The sequence below is a fragment of the Acinetobacter sp. 1542444 genome, from assembly GCF_000581835.1.
Lineage (GTDB): Bacteria > Pseudomonadota > Gammaproteobacteria > Pseudomonadales > Moraxellaceae > Acinetobacter > Acinetobacter pittii.
On the sequence record NZ_JEYA01000003.1, the window covers coordinates 80415 to 98912 of the forward strand.

An 18498-nucleotide genomic window follows, 5' to 3' on the forward strand; every position below is an offset into this window, starting at 1 on the left:
AGATTTTTAATTGTTTTATACTGCTTAGTCCCAAAAAACCATACATAAAGACATGTAAGCATCAATTTTAAAGAGTTTCTCTTCTGTTAAGAATGAAAACTAATAATGTTTTGATCTGTAAAAGGCGGAGTTTCTATCTTTTTAACTCATTGTTTTATATATTTTTCTATAAATAGCGTGGTTGGCTTGAATTATTGTAATTGTAAAAAATATGGCACATATTATAAGAACAGTTGGGCCAGCTTTTTAAAATATGGTGAATAACATACCAAGCGGACTCTACCCCCAAGCTAGACAGCAGCGATTCTTGATATAAGCATAATTAAATTGTGGTTCTATTAGATCTGTTGAATGCCTAAGAAGAATTAAGAGGATGACAAAGTGGATAATTCAGAAGAACAAAAGCACATACAGGAAAATAACGGTTTTGCGCGAATTGAGCCATATACTCATCCTGCTGGCGGGTGGGGCGCACTGCTAAGTGTTGCTCGAAACTTAAAGCGACAAGATATTTTAGGTAAAGGTTCAATTACCTTACTCAACATTAACCAGCCTACAGGGTTTGACTGTCCCGGCTGTGCATGGCCAGAAAAGAAAGATGCTCACGCATTTAACTTCTGTGAAAATGGTGCAAAAGCAGTTGCCTTTGAAGCAACCAGTAAAACAGTGACTCCTGAATATTTCGCAGGGCATACCGTCAGTTGGCTGTCAGAGCAAAGTGACTTTTTCCTCGAAGACTTAGGCCGCTTAACCGACCCAGTTCGCTACGATGCTGCAACCGATAAATATGTGCCTATTTCATGGGACGATGCATTTAAACTCATTGCCCAACATTTACATGCGCTAGACAACCCAGACCAAGCGGCATTTTATACTTCGGGTCGTGCCAGTAACGAAGCAGCATTTTTATATCAATTGTTTGTGAGAAGCTTTGGTACAAATAACTTTCCAGACTGCTCGAACATGTGTCATGAAACCACAAGTGTTGGCTTACTTGACTCGATTGGTTTAGGAAAGGGTACAGTCACCCTAGAAGACTTTGACGTAGCCGATGCTATTTTTAGTTTTGGGCACAACCCCGGCACCAATCACCCGCGTATGTTAGGTACTTTACGTGAAGTGTCTAAACGTGGCGGCAATATTATTGCGATTAACCCAATTAAAGAGCGAGGTCTTGAGCGTTTCCAAGACCCGCAAGCACCTCTTGAAATGATGACTAACGGTAGTACGCCAATTAGTCGTTATTATTTCCAACCTAAAATTGGCGGTGACTATGCACTCATGTTAGGGATGTTAAAGCACTTAAATGAGTGGGATAAAAAAGCACTTGCCTCAGGTAAACCAAGCGTTTTTGACCGAAACTTTATTGCGGTGAATACCGTTGGTTTCGATGAAATGATTGCTGAGATTGAAAGAACTGAATGGGCCGATATTTATAAACACTCAGGGTTATCGCCTGAACATTTAGAAAAACTCGCCAAACTATTTTTAGAATCCGAGCGTTCAATTTTCTGTTGGGGAATGGGTATCACGCAACACCGCCACGGCACAGCTAACGTACATATGCTGGCAAATTTATTGTTGGCGCGTGGACAAATTGGCAGACCGGGTGCAGGGCTTTGTCCGGTTCGTGGGCACAGTAACGTGCAAGGCGACCGCACCATGGGCATTAATGAACTGCCTAGCCCTAAACTACTCGACAACATTGACCGCGTATTTGGAATTAAATCACCGAGAAAAAATGGGCATGGTGTCGTTGAAACCATTAAAGCCATGGCTGAAGGCGAGGTCAAAGTCTTTATTGGTTTAGGTGGGAACTTTGCAGTTGCAACGCCAGATACGCCGTATACCCAAGAAGCACTTAGAAAGTGTAATTTAACTGTTCATGTCGCAACTAAGTTAAACCGTAGCCATTTAGTGTGTGGTAAAGATGCACTAATTTTGCCATGTTTAGGTCGTACCGAAATTGATGAGCAGCTTCATGGCCCACAAGCAATTTCAGTTGAAGATTCAATGAGTAATATTCATTTGTCAGCAGGACGTAACGCTCCAATTTCTGACAATATTTTGTCTGAACCAGATATTGTCGCCCGAATGGCTGAAGCAGTGCTTCCAGACAGCCAAATTAAATGGAAATGGTATATCGAAAGCTACGACCGTATTCGTGATTCAATTGCCGATGTGTTTGATGAGTTCCATGACTTTAATTTACGTGTCTATAAACCGGGTGGATTCCATCTAGAGCATCCAGCCAATCAGCACATCTGGAATACAAAAAGTGGTAAAGCGCAGTTTATGATTACACCGCTGAGTGAGGTCTATGCCGATAAAGAAAATCAGTACGCTGCCGCATATACCGAAAGTAAGGTTTATACCTTAATGACTACGCGTTCTCATGACCAATACAATACTACTCTATATGGTCTAGATGACCGTTACCGTGGGGTGTTCGGTCAGCGCCGTGTGTTGTTTATGAACCAAGCTGATATTGATGAAGCTGGTTTTGAAGCAAACCAATGGGTTGATATTGAAAGTGTTTTTTCAGATGGTGTAAAACGTATCGTGCATAGTTTCCGTATTGTGCCGTACAACATTCCGCGAGGCAGCTTAGCCGCTTACTATCCGGAAACCAATCCTTTGGTGGCGTTAAGCAGTCATGATAAATATGCCAAGATTCCTGCTTCAAAAAGTGTTCCTGTGATTTTGCATCCCGGAAATGCGCCAGAGCATTTTAACTTGGCAACGGCAGTAGCCCCTGAAGATGCCGATAAGAAAGTAAGCAGCCTTTAATCAAAGGCAATATTAAAAAATGTCATCCAAACAAATGGCGCTCTAAACAAGCGCCATTTTGAAATAAAGGAAATAATTTTGACACCACATTCCTATGGGGTTGAAACATTACCAGTACAGCGGTTTAACAAAACCGACTCTGAAAATGTTTTAGATCATATTGTGCAAGAGTACCCAATTGCCTTGGTGTATAACGGCATCTCGCATGCGGTGATGATGGCGACACCGACCGATGTAGAATTATTTGCCAAAGGTTTTAGTCTCTCAGAAGGAATTTTAACCAGCTTAAAAGAGCTATATGCACTTGATGTACATCAAAATGAATTGGGTATTACGGTTGAAATGACCATTTCATCTAGAGCGTTTGCTGCATTAAAAGAACATCGCCGTATGATGGTCGGTCGTACAGGGTGTGGTTTGTGTGGAATTGAGAGTTTAGAGCAGTTTCAGTTAGACGTTCCTAAAATTACAACGCATGCATCAAAAATATGGCTTGAGCAAATTCCGAGTGCTATTTCCCATTTAAAAGCCCAACAAGAAATTACCGCTTTAACGGGTGGCGCACATGCTGCAGCATGGGTGGTTGATGGGCACATCGTCGCTTTATTTGAAGATGTTGGCCGCCATAATGCCCTAGACAAATTACTCGGTTATTTAGCACAAGAAAACTACGACACCAGTTTAGGTTTTGTAGTGATGACCAGTCGGGCAAGTTATGAACTAATACGAAAATGTGCTCAGCTGAATATAAGTCTACTGGCATCAATTTCAGCACCTACCAGCATGGCTATTCAATTAGCTAAACAATCTGGTCTGACTTTGGCGAGTTTTTGTAGGGGAGATAGATTTGTTTTATATACAGAAATTTAAAATATATTGTTCAAGATGATGAGCCTGAAATAAAGCTCATCTGACATTTCTTTGGCTTTTAAGCTAAGGATAGATTTTATGGATTATTATAAAACTCTAAAGGTTCAGAGTCTGTCCAAATGTCTTGGTTACAATCAATAAAAGAATGGGCAAAACGTCTAAAGAAACAAATTATTATGCTTTGGTTTGCGTCAAGGCATCCTCAAATGCCGTGGTTACCCAAAATTATTGCTGTGGTGGCTGTGGCTTACGCGTTTAGCCCCATCGACTTAATTCCCGATTTTATTCCTATTTTGGGCTTTATTGATGATGCCATCATTTTACCAATGCTCATTTGGCTAGCAGTTCGTTTTACGCCTCAACAAGTCATTTTCGATGCTGAACAACAAGCTGAAGAATGGCTGGATGAACATGAAAAACGACCAAAAAACTATTTGGTTGCCGTACTCATTATTTTAATTTGGCTCACACTCGCTGTCATGGCTTACTTTTATTTTGGTGGTGGGTTGTAATTAAACTGAGTATTGAAACCCCGTACTAATTTAATACCCTTAACATTGTACTTTGCCAAAACTCAAAGGATAATAACGTTTTTATAAGCTATGAGTTGCAGACAATGAAAATCGTCGCAGATGAAAACTTGGCATTTACCGATTACTTTTTTTCTGAGTTTGGCGATATTCAAAACAAAGCAGGGCGCACTTTAACCCATGCAGATGTAAAAGATGCTGAAGCTTTATTGGTTCGTTCGGTTACTGCGGTTAACGCAAGTTTAATTGAAAACACAGCATTAAAATATGTGGGCAGTGCCACAATTGGGACCGATCATTTAGATATTGATGCGTTAGAAAAACAAGGAATTACGTGGGCAAATGCGGCTGGTTGTAATGCCCAAGCGGTTGCTGAATATGTCATTACTGCTTTACTTCATTTAGATGCCAACCTTTTAGAACAACAAGAAAAATTTACCCTAGGCATTGTTGGCCTTGGCAATGTCGGTAAGCGCTTGGCTTATATGGCTCAGTTGTTTGGCTGGAACGTAATTGGCTTTGACCCATATGTACAGTTAGATTCAATTGAAAATGTAAGCTTAGAAACTCTGTTGCAACAAGCCAACGCAATTTCAATTCATGTGCCGCTTACCAAAAACGGTGAATATCCGACATATCATTTGTTTGATGAAAAAGCTTTTGCAGCACTTCAACCTGACACGATTTTAATTAATAGTGCACGTGGTCCAGTCGTGAAAGAAGCCGCTTTAGTGGAGGATATTCAGCGTACCCAGCGTAAAGTGGTGCTTGATGTATTTGAGCATGAACCAGTCATATCAGAAGAACTCATAGACATGTTGGCTTTAGCAACACCGCATATTGCTGGTTATAGCCTTGAAGGAAAAGCCCGCGGTACACAAATGATTTATGAAACGTTTTGCCAAGAATTTGGATACGACATTAATAAGCGTTTTGAAACTCAGCTACCTGCATGCGAAGACTATTTTTCAGGACATGATTTAAAAGCAGTATTAAAGCAAAAACTATCTCAAATTTATGATATTGCTCAAGATGATGCCAACATTCGTGCCTGTATTAAAGACGGAAAAGTAGAGCAAAAAGCATTTGATTTATTACGTAAAAATTATCCGCTGCGCCGTGAATGGGCAGCACATGGGGGGCCACAGGCATGAGTTTAAGCTATCAACCTACTTGTTCAATTGATGCCTTAAAAGCACGTGCCAAGCTCTATACCCAAATTCGTCAGTTTTTTGCTGAACGTGATGTCATGGAAGTTGAAACACCAATCGTTTCACAGGCAGGTGTCACCGATGTACATTTAGCTTCGGTTCAGGCTTTGCGTCATATTAATGGTAAATTGCAAACTCAATATTTACAGACTTCACCAGAGTTTGCCATGAAACGTTTATTGGCGAGCGGTAGTGGGCCGATTTATCAGATTTGTAAGGTGTTTCGAGATGATGAACACGGGCGTAAACACAACAGTGAATTTACCATGCTTGAATGGTATCGCCCCGGTCTAGACTTAAAAGCGTTAATGCATGAAACAGCCGATTTATTGCAAACCTGTTTGCAGCATCGTTTTGGTGAAGTTCGTCCGTTTATTTTAAGTTATAAACATGCTTTTCAAGATCGTCTTGATATCAACCCTTTGCAGGCAACTTTGAAACAACTCAAAGATACGGCAAATCGTGTGGGGTTAAACCTTGATTTGGGCGATGATCGCCTAGCTTATATGGATTTGTTATTTTCTCATTTTGTTGAACCAAGTTTGGGTTTTGATGCTCCAGTTTTTTTAACTGACTTTCCACCAGAAATGGCCTCTTTGGCAAAAGTGAAAGTAGATGAAGATGGGGAAGAGGTCGCGGCGCGTTTCGAGGTTTATATTGAAGGCTTAGAGCTAGCCAATGCCTACGATGAATTACTCGATGCAGATGTGTTACGTTCACGCTTTGAAGCAGATAATGCAGAGCGGGCTAAGCAAGGGCTTCATGTTATGCCTTTAGATGAGCATCTGTTAGCAGCATTGCCTCATATGCCGGAATGTTCAGGTATCGCTTTAGGTATAGACCGTTTACTTATGGTTGCAATGGATCAGGTCAAAATTGAAAAAGTAGTGACCTTTCCAGCGGAAATTGCTTAAAAGCTGACAAATAAAAAAGCCACAATATTGTGGCTTTTTTATTTAGGATTTATTTAGCTTAAGCTTGTTGAATACCTGCAACAACCCAGTCTTGCTGAGAGCCAGCAGGCTTAACAAAGTGCCAGATTTCGGTAAACGGTTGTGGCAAGCTGTTTAGATCTTCACTTACTGTACCAGTGAAACGTACGCTTACTACGTATTGACCATTTTCAGTTGCACTGTCTACAACCATCGCATTCAAGTTACTAAATTCAGCAACGTCTTGATCTTGGTTTTCCATGATGTCGTTATACATAGAACTATAAAGTTCTGGTGTTAAGTAACGGCGAATTTCTTCAATGTTACTTGCAGTATTCATCGATTGGATATGATTAAAACGTTGACGTGCAATACGTAAGAACGCAGCTGGTTCACTACCATCTGGAAGTTGATTGCCATTGCTCGTTGTTACACCGCCAAAAGGCGCTTGCGTTGCTGCACCGCCACCCACAGATTGACCAAAGATATTTGTATTATCGCCGGCATTACGTGGAGCTGCTTGTGGTGCAGCAGAACGGCCAAATGGGTTTTGACCGTTACTATTTGGTGCGTAAGGGTTGTTACCTGCTAATTTTTTTTTTGATCCCAATTTACGGAATACAAAGAAAGCAAGAGCTGCGGCAAGCAATACCCAAATCCAACCTGGGATTCCACCTTTTTTCTCTTCTTGAGCTTGAGCCTGAGTGGCTTGCTGTTCAGTTGATGTCGGTTTGTCATCAGCTAAAGCATTTGCTGCAACAGCACCTACGGCAGCACCAGCCACACCAGCTGCAACCATTGAACCAACGCCTGGACCAGATTTCTGAGGCGCGGTAGTGGTTTGTTGAACTGGAGTCACTTGACGAGGTTGTTGATAAGACTGGCTTGAAGTAGTCGAACGTGCCATACCGTGGCTTTTACCACCACCTGCACGTTTAGCTTCAGCAAGAGGAGAAATTGCTAAAGCAGCCATTAAAATACCGGTAATCAAGCCACGCTGGTGTACTTCCATAGGAAATTCCTGTTTAAAGTTAATTTGTAATAGTATTTATGCAGGCTTTTACTCTAAATTTCAACTATAAAAGTATGTTTTTTTATGTCAATTCATCACTGAGTTGCATAGCTTCTGTCAATGCTTCATGCAAGCGCGCAACAGCAATAACTTGTACGCCCGGAATTGCCTTTTGAGGGGCGTTTCCTCTTGGTAAAATGACATATTTAAAGCCATGTTTTGCTGCTTCTTTTAAGCGTTCCTGACCGTTAGGAACAGGGCGAATTTCACCAGAAAGACCAACTTCACCAAAAACTGCAAGCTGTTGGGGCAAGGCTTTAGTACGTAAACTTGAAGCACATGCAAGTAAAACAGCCAAATCAGAACCTGTTTCGGTAATTTTTAAGCCGCCTACAATATTAACATAAACGTCTTGTCCAGTAGTTTGAACACCGCCATGACGATGCATTACAGCAAGCAACATGTTCAAACGGTTTTGTTCAAGACCAAGTGCAACACGTCTTGGTTGTCCTTGAGCATCATCAACTAAAGCTTGCACTTCGACCAAAAGAGGGCGAGTTCCTTCACGGCTAATCATCACAATTGAACCGGGAATCGCTTCATCATAACGACTTAGGAAAATAGCAGAAGGATTGGCCACTTCACGTAGGCCTTTATCAGTCATGCCAAATACGCCAAGCTCATTCACTGCACCAAAACGGTTTTTAACAGCACGAATCATGCGATAGCGAGAGTCTGATTGACCTTCAAAGTAAAGTACGCAGTCCACCATATGCTCTAAAACACGCGGACCTGCCAGTGCACCTTCTTTGGTCACGTGACCAACAATGAATAGCGCTGTGCCACTATTTTTTGCATAACGGGTTAATAAAGCAGCAGATTCACGAATTTGTGAAACACCGCCCGGAGCAGATTGGAGGGTTTCTGTATAAAGTGTTTGAATCGAATCTAGAATAGCGACTACAGGTTTTTCTTGTTCTAAAACTTCACAAATGCGTTCTACACAGGTTTCAGCCATGACTTTTAATTGGTCGGTTGGCAGGTCAAGACGTTGCGCACGAAGAGCTACCTGAGATAAAGATTCCTCACCCGTAATATAAAGCGCAGAGCTTTTTGCGCTTGCCATATGGGTCGCAGTTTGCAAAAGAATGGTTGATTTACCAATACCGGGGTCACCACCAATCAGCACCACAGAACCTGTCACCAAACCGCCGCCAAGCACTCGGTCAAATTCGCTAATGCCTGTAGGTAAGCGGGTTTCATGAGAAACGGAAACTTTATTTAGCGTTGTAATGTTAGCAACTTGACCCGCATAGCCCCCAATTTTAGGACGTGCACGGTGAGCAGTGGTTGGCTCAAGTTTAACTTCAGTCAGAGAATTCCATTCACCACACTCTGAGCATTGACCAGCCCATTTAAGATGATCGGCACCACATTGCTCGCAACGGTAAACAGTTTTGACTTTGCTCATAAAAAATTGAAATTTTGCTCGATATTATATAAATATAGTTCTTAGGAAATTCTTCGTTCTTGTTTCCAGAAATTATCATAAAAGATAATGAGGAAATTTGAAGGGATCTTCTAAGGAACTAATAAGGGAAAGACACCAAAAATAACACGATATTGGATTTTTACAAGTCAGATAAAGTTTGTTTTCAGTGGATATAAAAAATCTAATCTATTCCCCAAGGACGGTGTTTTTACTGGAGTATGTATCTAGCTGTTTATTATAGATATGGCATGGATATTGCTGAAGTGAAAACGAACAAAATAATATGAGTATTGTATTTTAAAAATACAAAAGGTTGATATCTATGAGTGCAGCAGAAATTGTTGATTGGATTAATGGCATTATTTGGAGTAAGGCACTTATTTACCTGTGCTTAGGCGCGGGTTTATTTTTTTCTATTTTGACAAGATTTGTTCAAGTGCGTCAAATGAAGGAAATGGCCAGACTATTAATAAAGGGTACTTCTTCAGAACAGGGGATTTCATCATTTCAAGCCTTAGCTGTTTCATTATCGGGACGAGTAGGTGTAGGTAATATTGCGGGTGTAGCGGCAGCAATTGGCTTTGGTGGGCCCGGTGCTGTCTTTTGGATGTGGTTGGTTGCATTTTTAGGAGCAAGCACGGCATATGTAGAATCAACTTTAGGTCAAATCTATAAAGTCGAATATCAAGGGCAATATCGTGGTGGTCCTGCTTTTTATTTTGACAGAGGACTAGGACAGCGTTGGTTAGGCATCGTATTTGCTATAGCAGCAATTATTTCTTGTGGTTTGTTCTTACCGGGAATTCAAGCAAATGCAGTAGGTAAGGCATTTACACAAATTACAGGTGAAGGGGCAATTATTTTTGGTGATATTGGCCTGTTTAAAATTGTAGCACTTGTGGTGATTGTTGGTTTACTCGCTATCATTATTTTTGGTGGGATTAAACGGATTGCACGTTTTGCTGAATTCGTTGTTCCTTTTATGGCAGCTGGTTATATTCTAATGGCTGTTGTTATTGTGATTGCGAATATTCACGAGCTACCTGGTGTAATCAAATTAATTTTTGAAGATGCTTTTTCTCCTATGGCTGGTCTTGGTGCTGCAATCGGTTGGGGGGTAAAACGTGGTGTTTATTCAAATGAGGCAGGGCAAGGAACAGGGCCACATGCAGCCGCCGCAGCAGAAGTTCAACACCCAGCTCAACAAGGTTTTGTACAGGCATTCTCGATTTATGTCGATACATTATTCGTCTGCTCTGCAACAGCATTTATGATTTTAATTACAGGTATGTATAACGTACAAGGTACATTAGAAGCTGGTCAATTTATTGTACAAAATGTTGGAGCTACTGTAGAAATAGGTTCTCCTGCTTTTACCCAAATGGCAGTGAGTACAATGTTTGGTAATTTTGGCCAAATCTTCGTAGCGTTGGCTGTGTTCTTCTTCGCTTTTACAACAATCGTTGCGTATTACTATATTGCTGAAACTAACATTACTTATCTCAGCTATATTACTAAATCTCCATCGTTATTATTTGTGACCAAGTGCTTTATTATTCTCTCTGTATCTTATGGGGTTTTAAGTGCAACCGGTTATATATGGGGTATTGGTGATATTGGTGTCGGTCTAATGGCATGGATTAATATTGTCGGAATTATTGTGACTTATTTTGTATGGAAGCCAACAATTAAAGCTCTTAAAGATTATGAAGCGCAGCAAAAAGCTGGAGTAACAGAGTACACATTTGACCCTGTTAAATTAGGAATTAAAAATGCGACATTCTGGGAAGAAAGATTGAAGAATAAACAAAAGTAAATTTTTCAAAAGATAAATTTATTTCCTGATCCTTAATCGAAAAGGCTACTTCACTGGTAGCCTTTTTATATATGCGAAAGTTAAGCAAGTACGACAAAAGTTGACTTGAGAGTCCGTTGTATTGCAATAGGCTTGTGCGTATTATCGGCCATAATTGTATGTAGCTTGGAATCATCAGCAATACAGACAAAATTGGTTAGCTGAAAAGTTGTCAAAAAATATAAATTTAAAAGATACCTGCAAATGGTGCGATATCGTCTTTTTGATTTGAATTTAGCTAACGGACTAAAAAAATTACTGGAGTGTATTTATAAAATGTCGAATCAAAATCTGAGCGAGCCTCATGAACAAGGTGAGCTCCATCGAAGCCTCTCCAATCGGCATTTACAACTAATCGCGATTGGTGGTGCAATTGGTACCGGATTATTTATGGGATCAGGCAAAACAATTAGCCTTGCTGGTCCGTCGATCTTATTCATTTATTTGATTATTGGTGTGATGGTGTTTTTTGTCATGCGTGCGCTTGGCGAATTACTTCTTTCAAACCTTGCCTATAAATCATTTATTGACTTCACAACAGATTTAATCGGTCCATGGGCGGGTTACTTTGTAGGGTGGACATACTGGTTATGTTGGATCACGATTGGTATCGCTGACCTTTCTGCAATTATCTACTACTTACAATTCTTCAATAATGGTCTACCTTTCTCGCCTGTCGAAGGGGCAATGATCAGTGTTGCCGCGATTGTATTTATTATGGGTTTAAACCTGTTAACAGTTCGCTTGTTTGGTGAGTTAGAGTTCTGGTTTGCGCTCATTAAGATTCTTGCGATTATTATTTTAATCGCTGTGGGTCTATGGATGATCTTTACAGGCTTTACCTCAAGTACAGGTGAAGTTGCATCATTTACTCATCTTTGGGCTAACGGTGGCTTTTTCCCAACAGGTGTACATGGTTTCTTGGCAGGCTTCCAAATCGCAATTTTTGCTTTCGTTGGTGTAGAACTTGTGGGAACAACGGCTGCGGAAACGAAAGACCCAGCACGTAACTTACCAAAAGCAATTAACTCAATTCCAATCCGTATCATTATTTTCTACGTATTGGCATTATTGATTGTGATGTCTGTAACACCTTGGAATAAAATTGATCCTGCGATCAGTCCATTTGTAAACTTGTTTAGCCAAGCTGGTGTTGCAGCAGCAGCGATCTTGATGAACTTGGTTGTATTGTCATCAGTGATGTCATCAATGAACAGTGGTGTGTTTTCAACAAGCCGTATGTTGTTTGGTCTATCTCGTGAAGATCAGGGACCAAAAGCTTTTGGTAAATTGAACAGACGTGCGGTACCGGCAAATGCATTGTATTTCTCTGCTGCGTGTTTATTGTTAGGTGCGGCATTACAGTATTTTGTACCAAATACAGTTGAGGCATTTACGCTTGCAACGACGCTTTCAACGATTCTGTTCATTTGCGTGTGGTTACTCATTATCTGGAGTTATATCCGTTACTACACTACGCGTCCTGAGCTACATGCAAAATCAACATTTAAATTACCGGGTGGTCTATTTACATGTTGGATCACGATTATTTTCTTTATTGGCATGATTTATGTGCTGTCTTTAGAACCAGATACGTTCAAAGCGCTTAAAGTCAGCCCAATTTGGTTTGTTATCTTGATCATTGGTTATTTCTTCTTCTATAAACCACGTCATAAAAAGTAATTAAATTTATTTGGTTATGATCAAACGCTGGCTGAAAAGCTGGCGTTTTTTATGCATATTGTTTTTCTCTTTAAGTTTACTCTTTAGCCGCCTGCATGATCACGGTATACTGCATCGAATTGTTTAAATCAGGTGCTCAGATGCGTCGTGTCATTTGCCTCATCAGTTTATTGAGCAGCAGTATTTTGCTTAGCGCTTGTGGTCAGTCAGGAGCATTACAGCTACCTTCTGATCCGAATTATGACAAACGTGCGAAATACTTGCTCTATCGTAATAAAGAACAGAAACAAGTTGTTCAACAGGATGAGCAGGCTGAACAGCCAGTTGAATCATCAGCCCCAACCCAAACAACTTCACCTTAAGCTTTGAAATAAGGACACATTCATGAGTTTCACTCGCATTAATGGAGTATTGCATGCAGAGCAATGTTCTATGGAGCAGCTTGCGCAGCAATTTGGCACCCCTTTGTATGTTTATTCAAAAGCAGCTTTTGAAAAACATTACTTAGATATGGACCGTGCTTTTGATTTTATTGATCATCAAATCTGTTTTGCGGTGAAATCTAACTCAAATATAGCTGTTCTTAATGTGTTGGCAAAACTTGGTGCTGGTTTTGATATCGTATCAGGTGGTGAACTTGCACGCGTTTTAAAAGCGGGTGGAGATGCATCTAAAGTTGTTTTTTCTGGTTTAGGTAAAACCGAAGCTGATATTGAAACATCGTTAAATGTAGGCATTGCTTGCTTTAACGTTGAGTCTTATGCAGAACTAGACCGTCTTCAAAAGGTTGCAGCTCGTCTAGGCAAAAAAGCGCCAATTTCTTTACGTGTAAATCCAGACGTAGATGCAAAAACTCATCCTTATATTTCAACAGGTTTAAAAGAAAATAAATTTGGTATTCCAAGTGATACCGTTTATGAAACTTATCAATATGCTGCATCTTTACCAAACCTTGAAATTATTGGAATTGACTGCCACATCGGTTCGCAATTGACCGAGACTAAACCGTTTGTTGATGCTTTAGATCGTGTCATGTTGATGATCGAAGAACTAAAAAAACTTGGTATTACTCTTAAACACATCGATATCGGTGGTGGTTTGGGTGTTTGTTATAAAGATGAAACGCCGCCAAGTGTTGAAGAATATGCCAACTCAATGAAACCTGCTTTAGAAAAGTTAGGTCTCAAGGTTTATATGGAACCGGGTCGTAGCATTAGTGCAAATGCAGGTGTGCTTTTAACCAAAGTTGATTTGCTCAAGCCAACGAGCCACCGTAACTTTGCCATTATTGATGCAGCAATGAATGATTTAATTCGCCCTGCTTTATATGAAGCGTGGATGGATATCCAACCTGTAGTGCCAAGTTCAGATACTGAAGAAAAAACTTGGGATCTTGTGGGTGCAATCTGTGAGACGGGTGATTTCATTGGTAAAGATCGTTCATTGGCTTTAAAAGAAAATGACTTGTTAGCTGTTCTTGGCGCTGGCGCTTATGGTTTTGTAATGAGTTCAAATTACAATACGCGCGGACGTGCCGCAGAAGTGATGGTGTCAGGCGATAAAGCCCATTTGATTCGTGAGCGTGAAACGGTTGAATCTCTGTGGGAAAATGAACGCTTGTTGCCTGAGGAGTAAATGAAATGTTGTTAGAATTTACTAAAATGCATGGCCTAGGTAACGACTTTATGGTGGTTGATCTAATCAGCCAACGTGCCTATTTGGATACAGAAACAATTCAACGCTTAGCCGATCGTCATTTCGGTATTGGTTTTGATCAGCTTTTAATTGTTGAACCACCAGATTTACCGGAAGCAGATTTTAAATATCGTATTTTTAATGCTGATGGTTCTGAAGTTGAACAATGTGGTAATGGTGTACGCTGTTTTGCTCGTTTTGTACATGAGCGCCATTTAACGACCAAAACAAGTATTACTGTCCAAACCAAAGCAGGTATTGTAAAACCTGAATTGGGACAAAATGGTTGGGTTCGCGTCAATATGGGGTACCCGAAGTTCTTGCCGAATGAAATTCCATTCATTGCAGAACAACCAGAAGCTTTATATACACTTGAGTTAGCTAACGACCAGAACATTAATATTGATGTGGTCAATATGGGCAATCCTCACGCCGTAACGATTGTTCCAGATGTATTAACTGCAGATGTTGCTGGCATTGGTCCACAAGTCGAGTCACATAAACGTTTCCCTGAACGTGTTAATGCTGGCTTTATGCAAGTAATTGATGAAAAACATGTGCGTTTACGTGTATTTGAACGTGGTGTTGGTGAAACATTAGCTTGTGGTACAGGAGCTTGTGCGGCTGCGGTAAGTGGTATGCGCCGTGGCTTACTTGCGAACTCAGTTGAAGTTGAACTTGCTGGCGGTAAGTTACAAATTGAATGGCAAGAAGGCGATGTGGTTTGGATGACTGGTCCAACAACTCATGTATATGATGGGCGTTTGGATTTACGTTATTTCCAAGGCTAATCGCATTACCAAAATAGAAGTCTCTTTTATTATCTAAAATGATAAAAGAGACTTTCTTTTATATGTAGAATAATTTTATAACTTTATAAAAATATGAATAATTTAATTTTCTTACCCGGTGCATCAGGCAGTACGACATTTTGGCATCCCTTAATTGAAAAATTACCTCAGCATTATCGTACAAAAATTATTGGTTACCCCGGTTTTGGCGATACACCAGAATCCCTTGAAGTGAAGAGTTTTGAAGACCTAACAAATTATGTGGTCGATCAAATTCATGATGAGTCTGTAATTATTGCTCAATCAATGGGTGGGATTTTTGCCGTTGCCGCAGCGTTACAAAAACCTCAACTGGTGAAAGGGCTGGTTTTGATTGCAACTTCTGGTGGAATTAACCTTAAGCGATTTAATGTGCAAGACTGGCGTGAAGCATATCGCCAAGCATTTTTAAAATATCCAGATTGGTTTATTACGACGAATGCCAACTATGAAGAGTTTCTGTCAGACATAAATGTCGAAATCTTATTAATCTGGGGTGATAACGATCCAGTGAGTCCAGTTGAAGTGGGAACATACTTAAATCAGATATTTAAAAATTCAAGGCTGCATATTGTTAAAGGTGGAGATCATCAGTTGGCAGAAAAACATGCTGATGAAGTGGCCACACAAATTAAAGATTATTTAAAAAAGATGAGGTAAGTCTTTTAAAAAGCGTGCTATGTGTTAGCACGCTTTTTTTTAAATTTATCTTTTACTCAAAGCTAATTTCAAAGCAAATAACACAAAAATACTGCCTGTAATTCGGTCCATATATTTCACAAATTTGGGTTGCTTAAGATAACGTGACAGTGGCTGCATAGCTAAAATTAATAAAGTTGACCATAATATTCCAATCACCACATGAATCATTACCAGTCCCATCACCCAAGTAACGGCCGATGCTTGTGGTGGAATAAACTGTGGAAGAAATGAAATATAAAAAATACCAACTTTGGGATTAAGTAAATTACCCAAAAAGCCCTTAATAAACCAATTTTGTGAAGGAGAGGTATTTGAACTATTCTCTTGCATATCTGCAAGCTGGGTACGTGGTTTTAAAATCATATTTAAACCTAACCATGCTAGATAAGCTACTCCCATCCATTTTAGAATATTAAAAGCGAGATCAGATGCCATGAGCAAGGCACCTAGACCACAGGCAACCACAATTCCCCATACAATACAGCCAAGACAAATACCTACTGCTGCTTGAAACGCTTTCGATTTACCTTCAAGTGTTGCTGTACGAATAATTAAAGTCGTATCTAAACCAGGGGTCAGTGTAAGTAAGGTAATCGCAATTAAATAAGGAATGAGTATGGTGGTCATGGCAGCAAGGTCCAATGAATACTTGGTTTAAATTGTAATATATAAATTAGATCAGCATTAGGTTGTGCGATATCAAATTTTCATGATCACATAGTTTTTGGTACACTCAAAAAAATGAACAAATAAATGGAGAGCAATTTGGATTTTGCATTACAACTGCTCTCAATGTGGTTAAAAGAAAGAAAAATACAGAATCAATCTGAGCACACGATTACTGCTTATGAACGAGATGTTAAAAGCTTTCTTGAGTTCTGCGAGCACAAACAACTAGATTTGAGAAATATTGAAGCTTCAGATTTAAGAGAGTACTTAGCGCAGCGTGTCGAACAAGACCAGTTAAGTTCAAGTAGCATGCAACGTCATCTCACTTCAATTCGTCAATTTATGAAATGGGCTGAACAAGGTAAATATCTAGAAATTAATCCTACTGACGATTTTAAGTTAAAACGACAACCTAGACCTTTGCCCGGCATGATCGACATAGAAACGGTTAATCAAATTTTAGATCAACCTATGCCGGATAAACCAGTTGATCAGCAATTGTGGTTACGTGATAAAGCCATGCTTGAGTTACTTTACTCAAGTGGTTTGCGTTTGGCTGAATTGCAGGGTTTAACAGTTAAGGATGTAGATTTTAATCGCCAACTTGTTCGTATTACTGGTAAAGGAAATAAAACCCGTATTGTACCGTTTGGGAAAAAAGCAAAAGAAAGCCTATTAAACTGGTTGAAAGTTTACAAAATTTGGAAAGGACATTTTGATCAAAATGACTCTGTCTTTATTTCCTTACGAGGAGGGGCGCTCACTCCACGGCAAATTGAAAAGCGAGTGAAGCTTCAAGCTCAAAGAGCAGGTGTAAATGTAGATTTACATCCGCATTTATTACGTCATTGTTTTGCTAGCCATATGTTATCAAGTAGTGGTGATTTGCGATCAGTACAAGAAATGTTAGGTCACAGTAATTTGTCTACGACACAAATTTATACGCATATTGATTTTGATCATTTAGCACAAGTATATGATCAAGCTCATCCAAGGGCTCATAAAAACTAAAATTTAAAAATAGACTCAATAAATAGATAATTAAATTGAGAAGTTTTAGGTGAATGTAGAGATCATTTGTATTTTTTTACAAATTTGTTTAAGAGAAATAGTCAAAACAGCCAAATTGACCATTTTGATCTTTGGGTATTTTGTGGACGACTGGGTCTAAAAAACCTCAAATTTAAGGTTTTTAAAAGTAATGTTATGTTTCTAGCTCATATGCTAAATAAGATAAAAAGATAATAAAAATCAATGTATAAAATACAGTTTAAAAAGAATAAAATAGGCCCTCATAGCAGTATAAAATTTTTTTATGAACTGATGATTTCATTTTTTTTGTGCTGTTCCAGAAAATTGTGACTTGACCGAAATGCCAAACACATTGCAAGATAGGGTACCTAAAAAATTTTAATTGAAGAGTTAATATACTTTTCTCAACATTTACTTTTGCTAGAACAGCCGAGGATTACATGAAGGCTCTTGTTGCTGTAAAACGCGTGGTTGATGCCAACGTTAAAGTTCGTGTTAAGCCGGACAATAGTGGGGTTGACCTTACCAACGTAAAAATGTCAATTAACCCATTTTGTGAAATCGCAGTGGAAGAAGCGGTTCGCTTAAAAGAAAAAGGAACAGTATCAGAAATCGTTGTTGTTTCTGTTGGTCCTAAAGAAGCTCAAGAACAAATCCGTTCTGCAATGGCTCTAGGCGCAGACCGTGGTATTTTGGTTGAAACTACTGATGAAATTGGCGCTTTAGAAGTTGCTAAAATTTTAAAAGGTGTTGTTGAAGCTGAAAAACCAGAACTTATCCTTCTTGGTAAACAAGCAATTGATGATGACTCTAACCAAGTAGGTCAAATGCTTGGTGCATTATTAGGTGCTGGTCAAGGTACATTCGCTTCTGAAGTGAAAGTTGATGGCGGTAAAGTACAAGTGACTCGTGAAGTTGACGGTGGTTTACAAACTGTTGAACTTACACTTCCTGCAATCATCACGACTGACTTGCGTTTGAACGAGCCACGTTATGCAGCATTGCCTAACATCATGAAAGCTCGTAAGAAGCCACTTGATACAAAATCTCCTGCGGATTATGGCGTTACAGCTGGTACTAAGCTTAAAACTGTTAAAGTTGAAGCTCCAGCAGAACGTAAAGCTGGCGTACAAGTGAAATCTGTAGATGAGCTTGTTGAAAAATTGAAAAATGAAGCGAAAGTGATCTAATACGG

16 protein-coding genes are annotated in these 18498 nt (G+C 39.6%); 13 read left to right on the forward strand and 3 right to left on the reverse strand.

The genetic code is table 11. The features are described from left to right. The first annotated feature begins 381 nt into the window (after nucleotides 1–381). The 5 genes from J580_RS12575 (at nucleotide 382) to epmA (ending at nucleotide 6315) form a co-directional block, all read left to right on the forward strand. Nucleotides 382–2790 (forward strand): FdhF/YdeP family oxidoreductase, encoded by a 2409-nt coding sequence (locus J580_RS12575; protein ID WP_032004396.1) that lies wholly within the window; start codon nucleotides 382–384, stop codon nucleotides 2788–2790. Between the two features lie 78 nt (nucleotides 2791–2868). Continuing rightward, nucleotides 2869–3660 carry a formate dehydrogenase accessory sulfurtransferase FdhD gene (gene fdhD, locus J580_RS12580; RefSeq protein ID WP_002118892.1) on the forward strand — a complete coding sequence of 264 codons (792 nt, stop codon included), beginning with the start codon at nucleotides 2869–2871 and terminating at the stop codon, nucleotides 3658–3660. A 119-nt stretch (nucleotides 3661–3779) separates the two neighbouring features. Continuing rightward, nucleotides 3780–4172, forward strand: coding sequence for a YkvA family protein (locus J580_RS12585; RefSeq protein WP_032004397.1), 393 nt, complete (start codon nucleotides 3780–3782; stop codon nucleotides 4170–4172). A gap of 104 nt (nucleotides 4173–4276) precedes the next feature. Continuing rightward, a complete protein-coding gene (locus J580_RS12590) occupies nucleotides 4277–5344 on the forward strand; it encodes a 4-phosphoerythronate dehydrogenase (RefSeq protein ID WP_032004398.1) in 1068 nt (355 codons plus the stop codon). Next, nucleotides 5341–6315: an EF-P lysine aminoacylase EpmA gene (epmA, locus tag J580_RS12595; RefSeq protein ID WP_032004399.1), complete on the forward strand. Its 975-nt coding sequence runs from the start codon at nucleotides 5341–5343 to the stop codon at nucleotides 6313–6315. Before J580_RS12590 ends, epmA begins: the two co-directional genes overlap by 4 nt. Before the next feature lie 58 nt (nucleotides 6316–6373). Here the strand turns inward: epmA and J580_RS12600 are convergent, their stop codons facing one another. Beyond that, nucleotides 6374–7345 (reverse strand): Tim44 domain-containing protein, encoded by a 972-nt coding sequence (locus J580_RS12600; protein ID WP_002118912.1) that lies wholly within the window; start codon nucleotides 7343–7345, stop codon nucleotides 6374–6376. An 82-nt stretch (nucleotides 7346–7427) separates the two neighbouring features. Then, nucleotides 7428–8816, reverse strand: a complete 1389-nt coding sequence (gene radA, locus J580_RS12605; RefSeq protein WP_005073053.1) for a DNA repair protein RadA — start codon at nucleotides 8814–8816, stop codon at nucleotides 7428–7430. A 343-nt stretch (nucleotides 8817–9159) separates the two neighbouring features. Here radA and J580_RS12610 point away from each other — a divergent pair, with 343 nt between their 5' ends. The 6 genes from J580_RS12610 (at nucleotide 9160) to J580_RS12635 (ending at nucleotide 15560) form a co-directional block, all read left to right on the forward strand. Then, on the forward strand, nucleotides 9160–10653 hold the full coding sequence (locus J580_RS12610; RefSeq protein WP_005067705.1) for an alanine/glycine:cation symporter family protein: 1494 nt from the start codon (nucleotides 9160–9162) through the stop codon (nucleotides 10651–10653). 315 nt (nucleotides 10654–10968) lie between these two features. Then, nucleotides 10969–12375, forward strand: a complete 1407-nt coding sequence (locus J580_RS12615; protein ID WP_014207418.1) for an amino acid permease — start codon at nucleotides 10969–10971, stop codon at nucleotides 12373–12375. A gap of 140 nt (nucleotides 12376–12515) precedes the next feature. Then, nucleotides 12516–12737 (forward strand): LPS translocon maturation chaperone LptM, encoded by a 222-nt coding sequence (lptM, locus tag J580_RS12620; protein WP_002118887.1) that lies wholly within the window; start codon nucleotides 12516–12518, stop codon nucleotides 12735–12737. A gap of 22 nt (nucleotides 12738–12759) precedes the next feature. Then, a complete protein-coding gene (gene lysA / locus J580_RS12625; protein WP_005067709.1) occupies nucleotides 12760–14010 on the forward strand; it encodes a diaminopimelate decarboxylase in 1251 nt (416 codons plus the stop codon). Nucleotides 14011–14015: 5 nt separating this feature from the next. Next, complete coding sequence (dapF, locus tag J580_RS12630; RefSeq protein ID WP_002118553.1) at nucleotides 14016–14861, forward strand: diaminopimelate epimerase; 846 nt, start codon at nucleotides 14016–14018, stop codon at nucleotides 14859–14861. A 93-nt stretch (nucleotides 14862–14954) separates the two neighbouring features. After that, nucleotides 14955–15560: an alpha/beta fold hydrolase gene (locus J580_RS12635; protein WP_032004400.1), complete on the forward strand. Its 606-nt coding sequence runs from the start codon at nucleotides 14955–14957 to the stop codon at nucleotides 15558–15560. A 45-nt stretch (nucleotides 15561–15605) separates the two neighbouring features. On the opposite strand, the gene J580_RS12640 is transcribed toward J580_RS12635, so the two are convergent. Beyond that, nucleotides 15606–16229 (reverse strand): LysE family translocator, encoded by a 624-nt coding sequence (locus J580_RS12640; protein ID WP_032004401.1) that lies wholly within the window; start codon nucleotides 16227–16229, stop codon nucleotides 15606–15608. A gap of 165 nt (nucleotides 16230–16394) precedes the next feature. Between J580_RS12640 and xerA the strand changes: the two genes are divergently transcribed. Both xerA and J580_RS12650 read left to right on the forward strand, forming a co-directional pair. Beyond that, on the forward strand, nucleotides 16395–17282 hold the full coding sequence (xerA, locus tag J580_RS12645; protein WP_081403667.1) for a site-specific tyrosine recombinase/integron integrase: 888 nt from the start codon (nucleotides 16395–16397) through the stop codon (nucleotides 17280–17282). A 461-nt stretch (nucleotides 17283–17743) separates the two neighbouring features. After that, entirely contained in the window at nucleotides 17744–18493 is a 750-nt protein-coding gene (locus J580_RS12650) for an electron transfer flavoprotein subunit beta/FixA family protein (RefSeq protein ID WP_002118903.1), read from the forward strand. The last annotated feature ends 5 nt before the right edge of the window (nucleotides 18494–18498 follow it).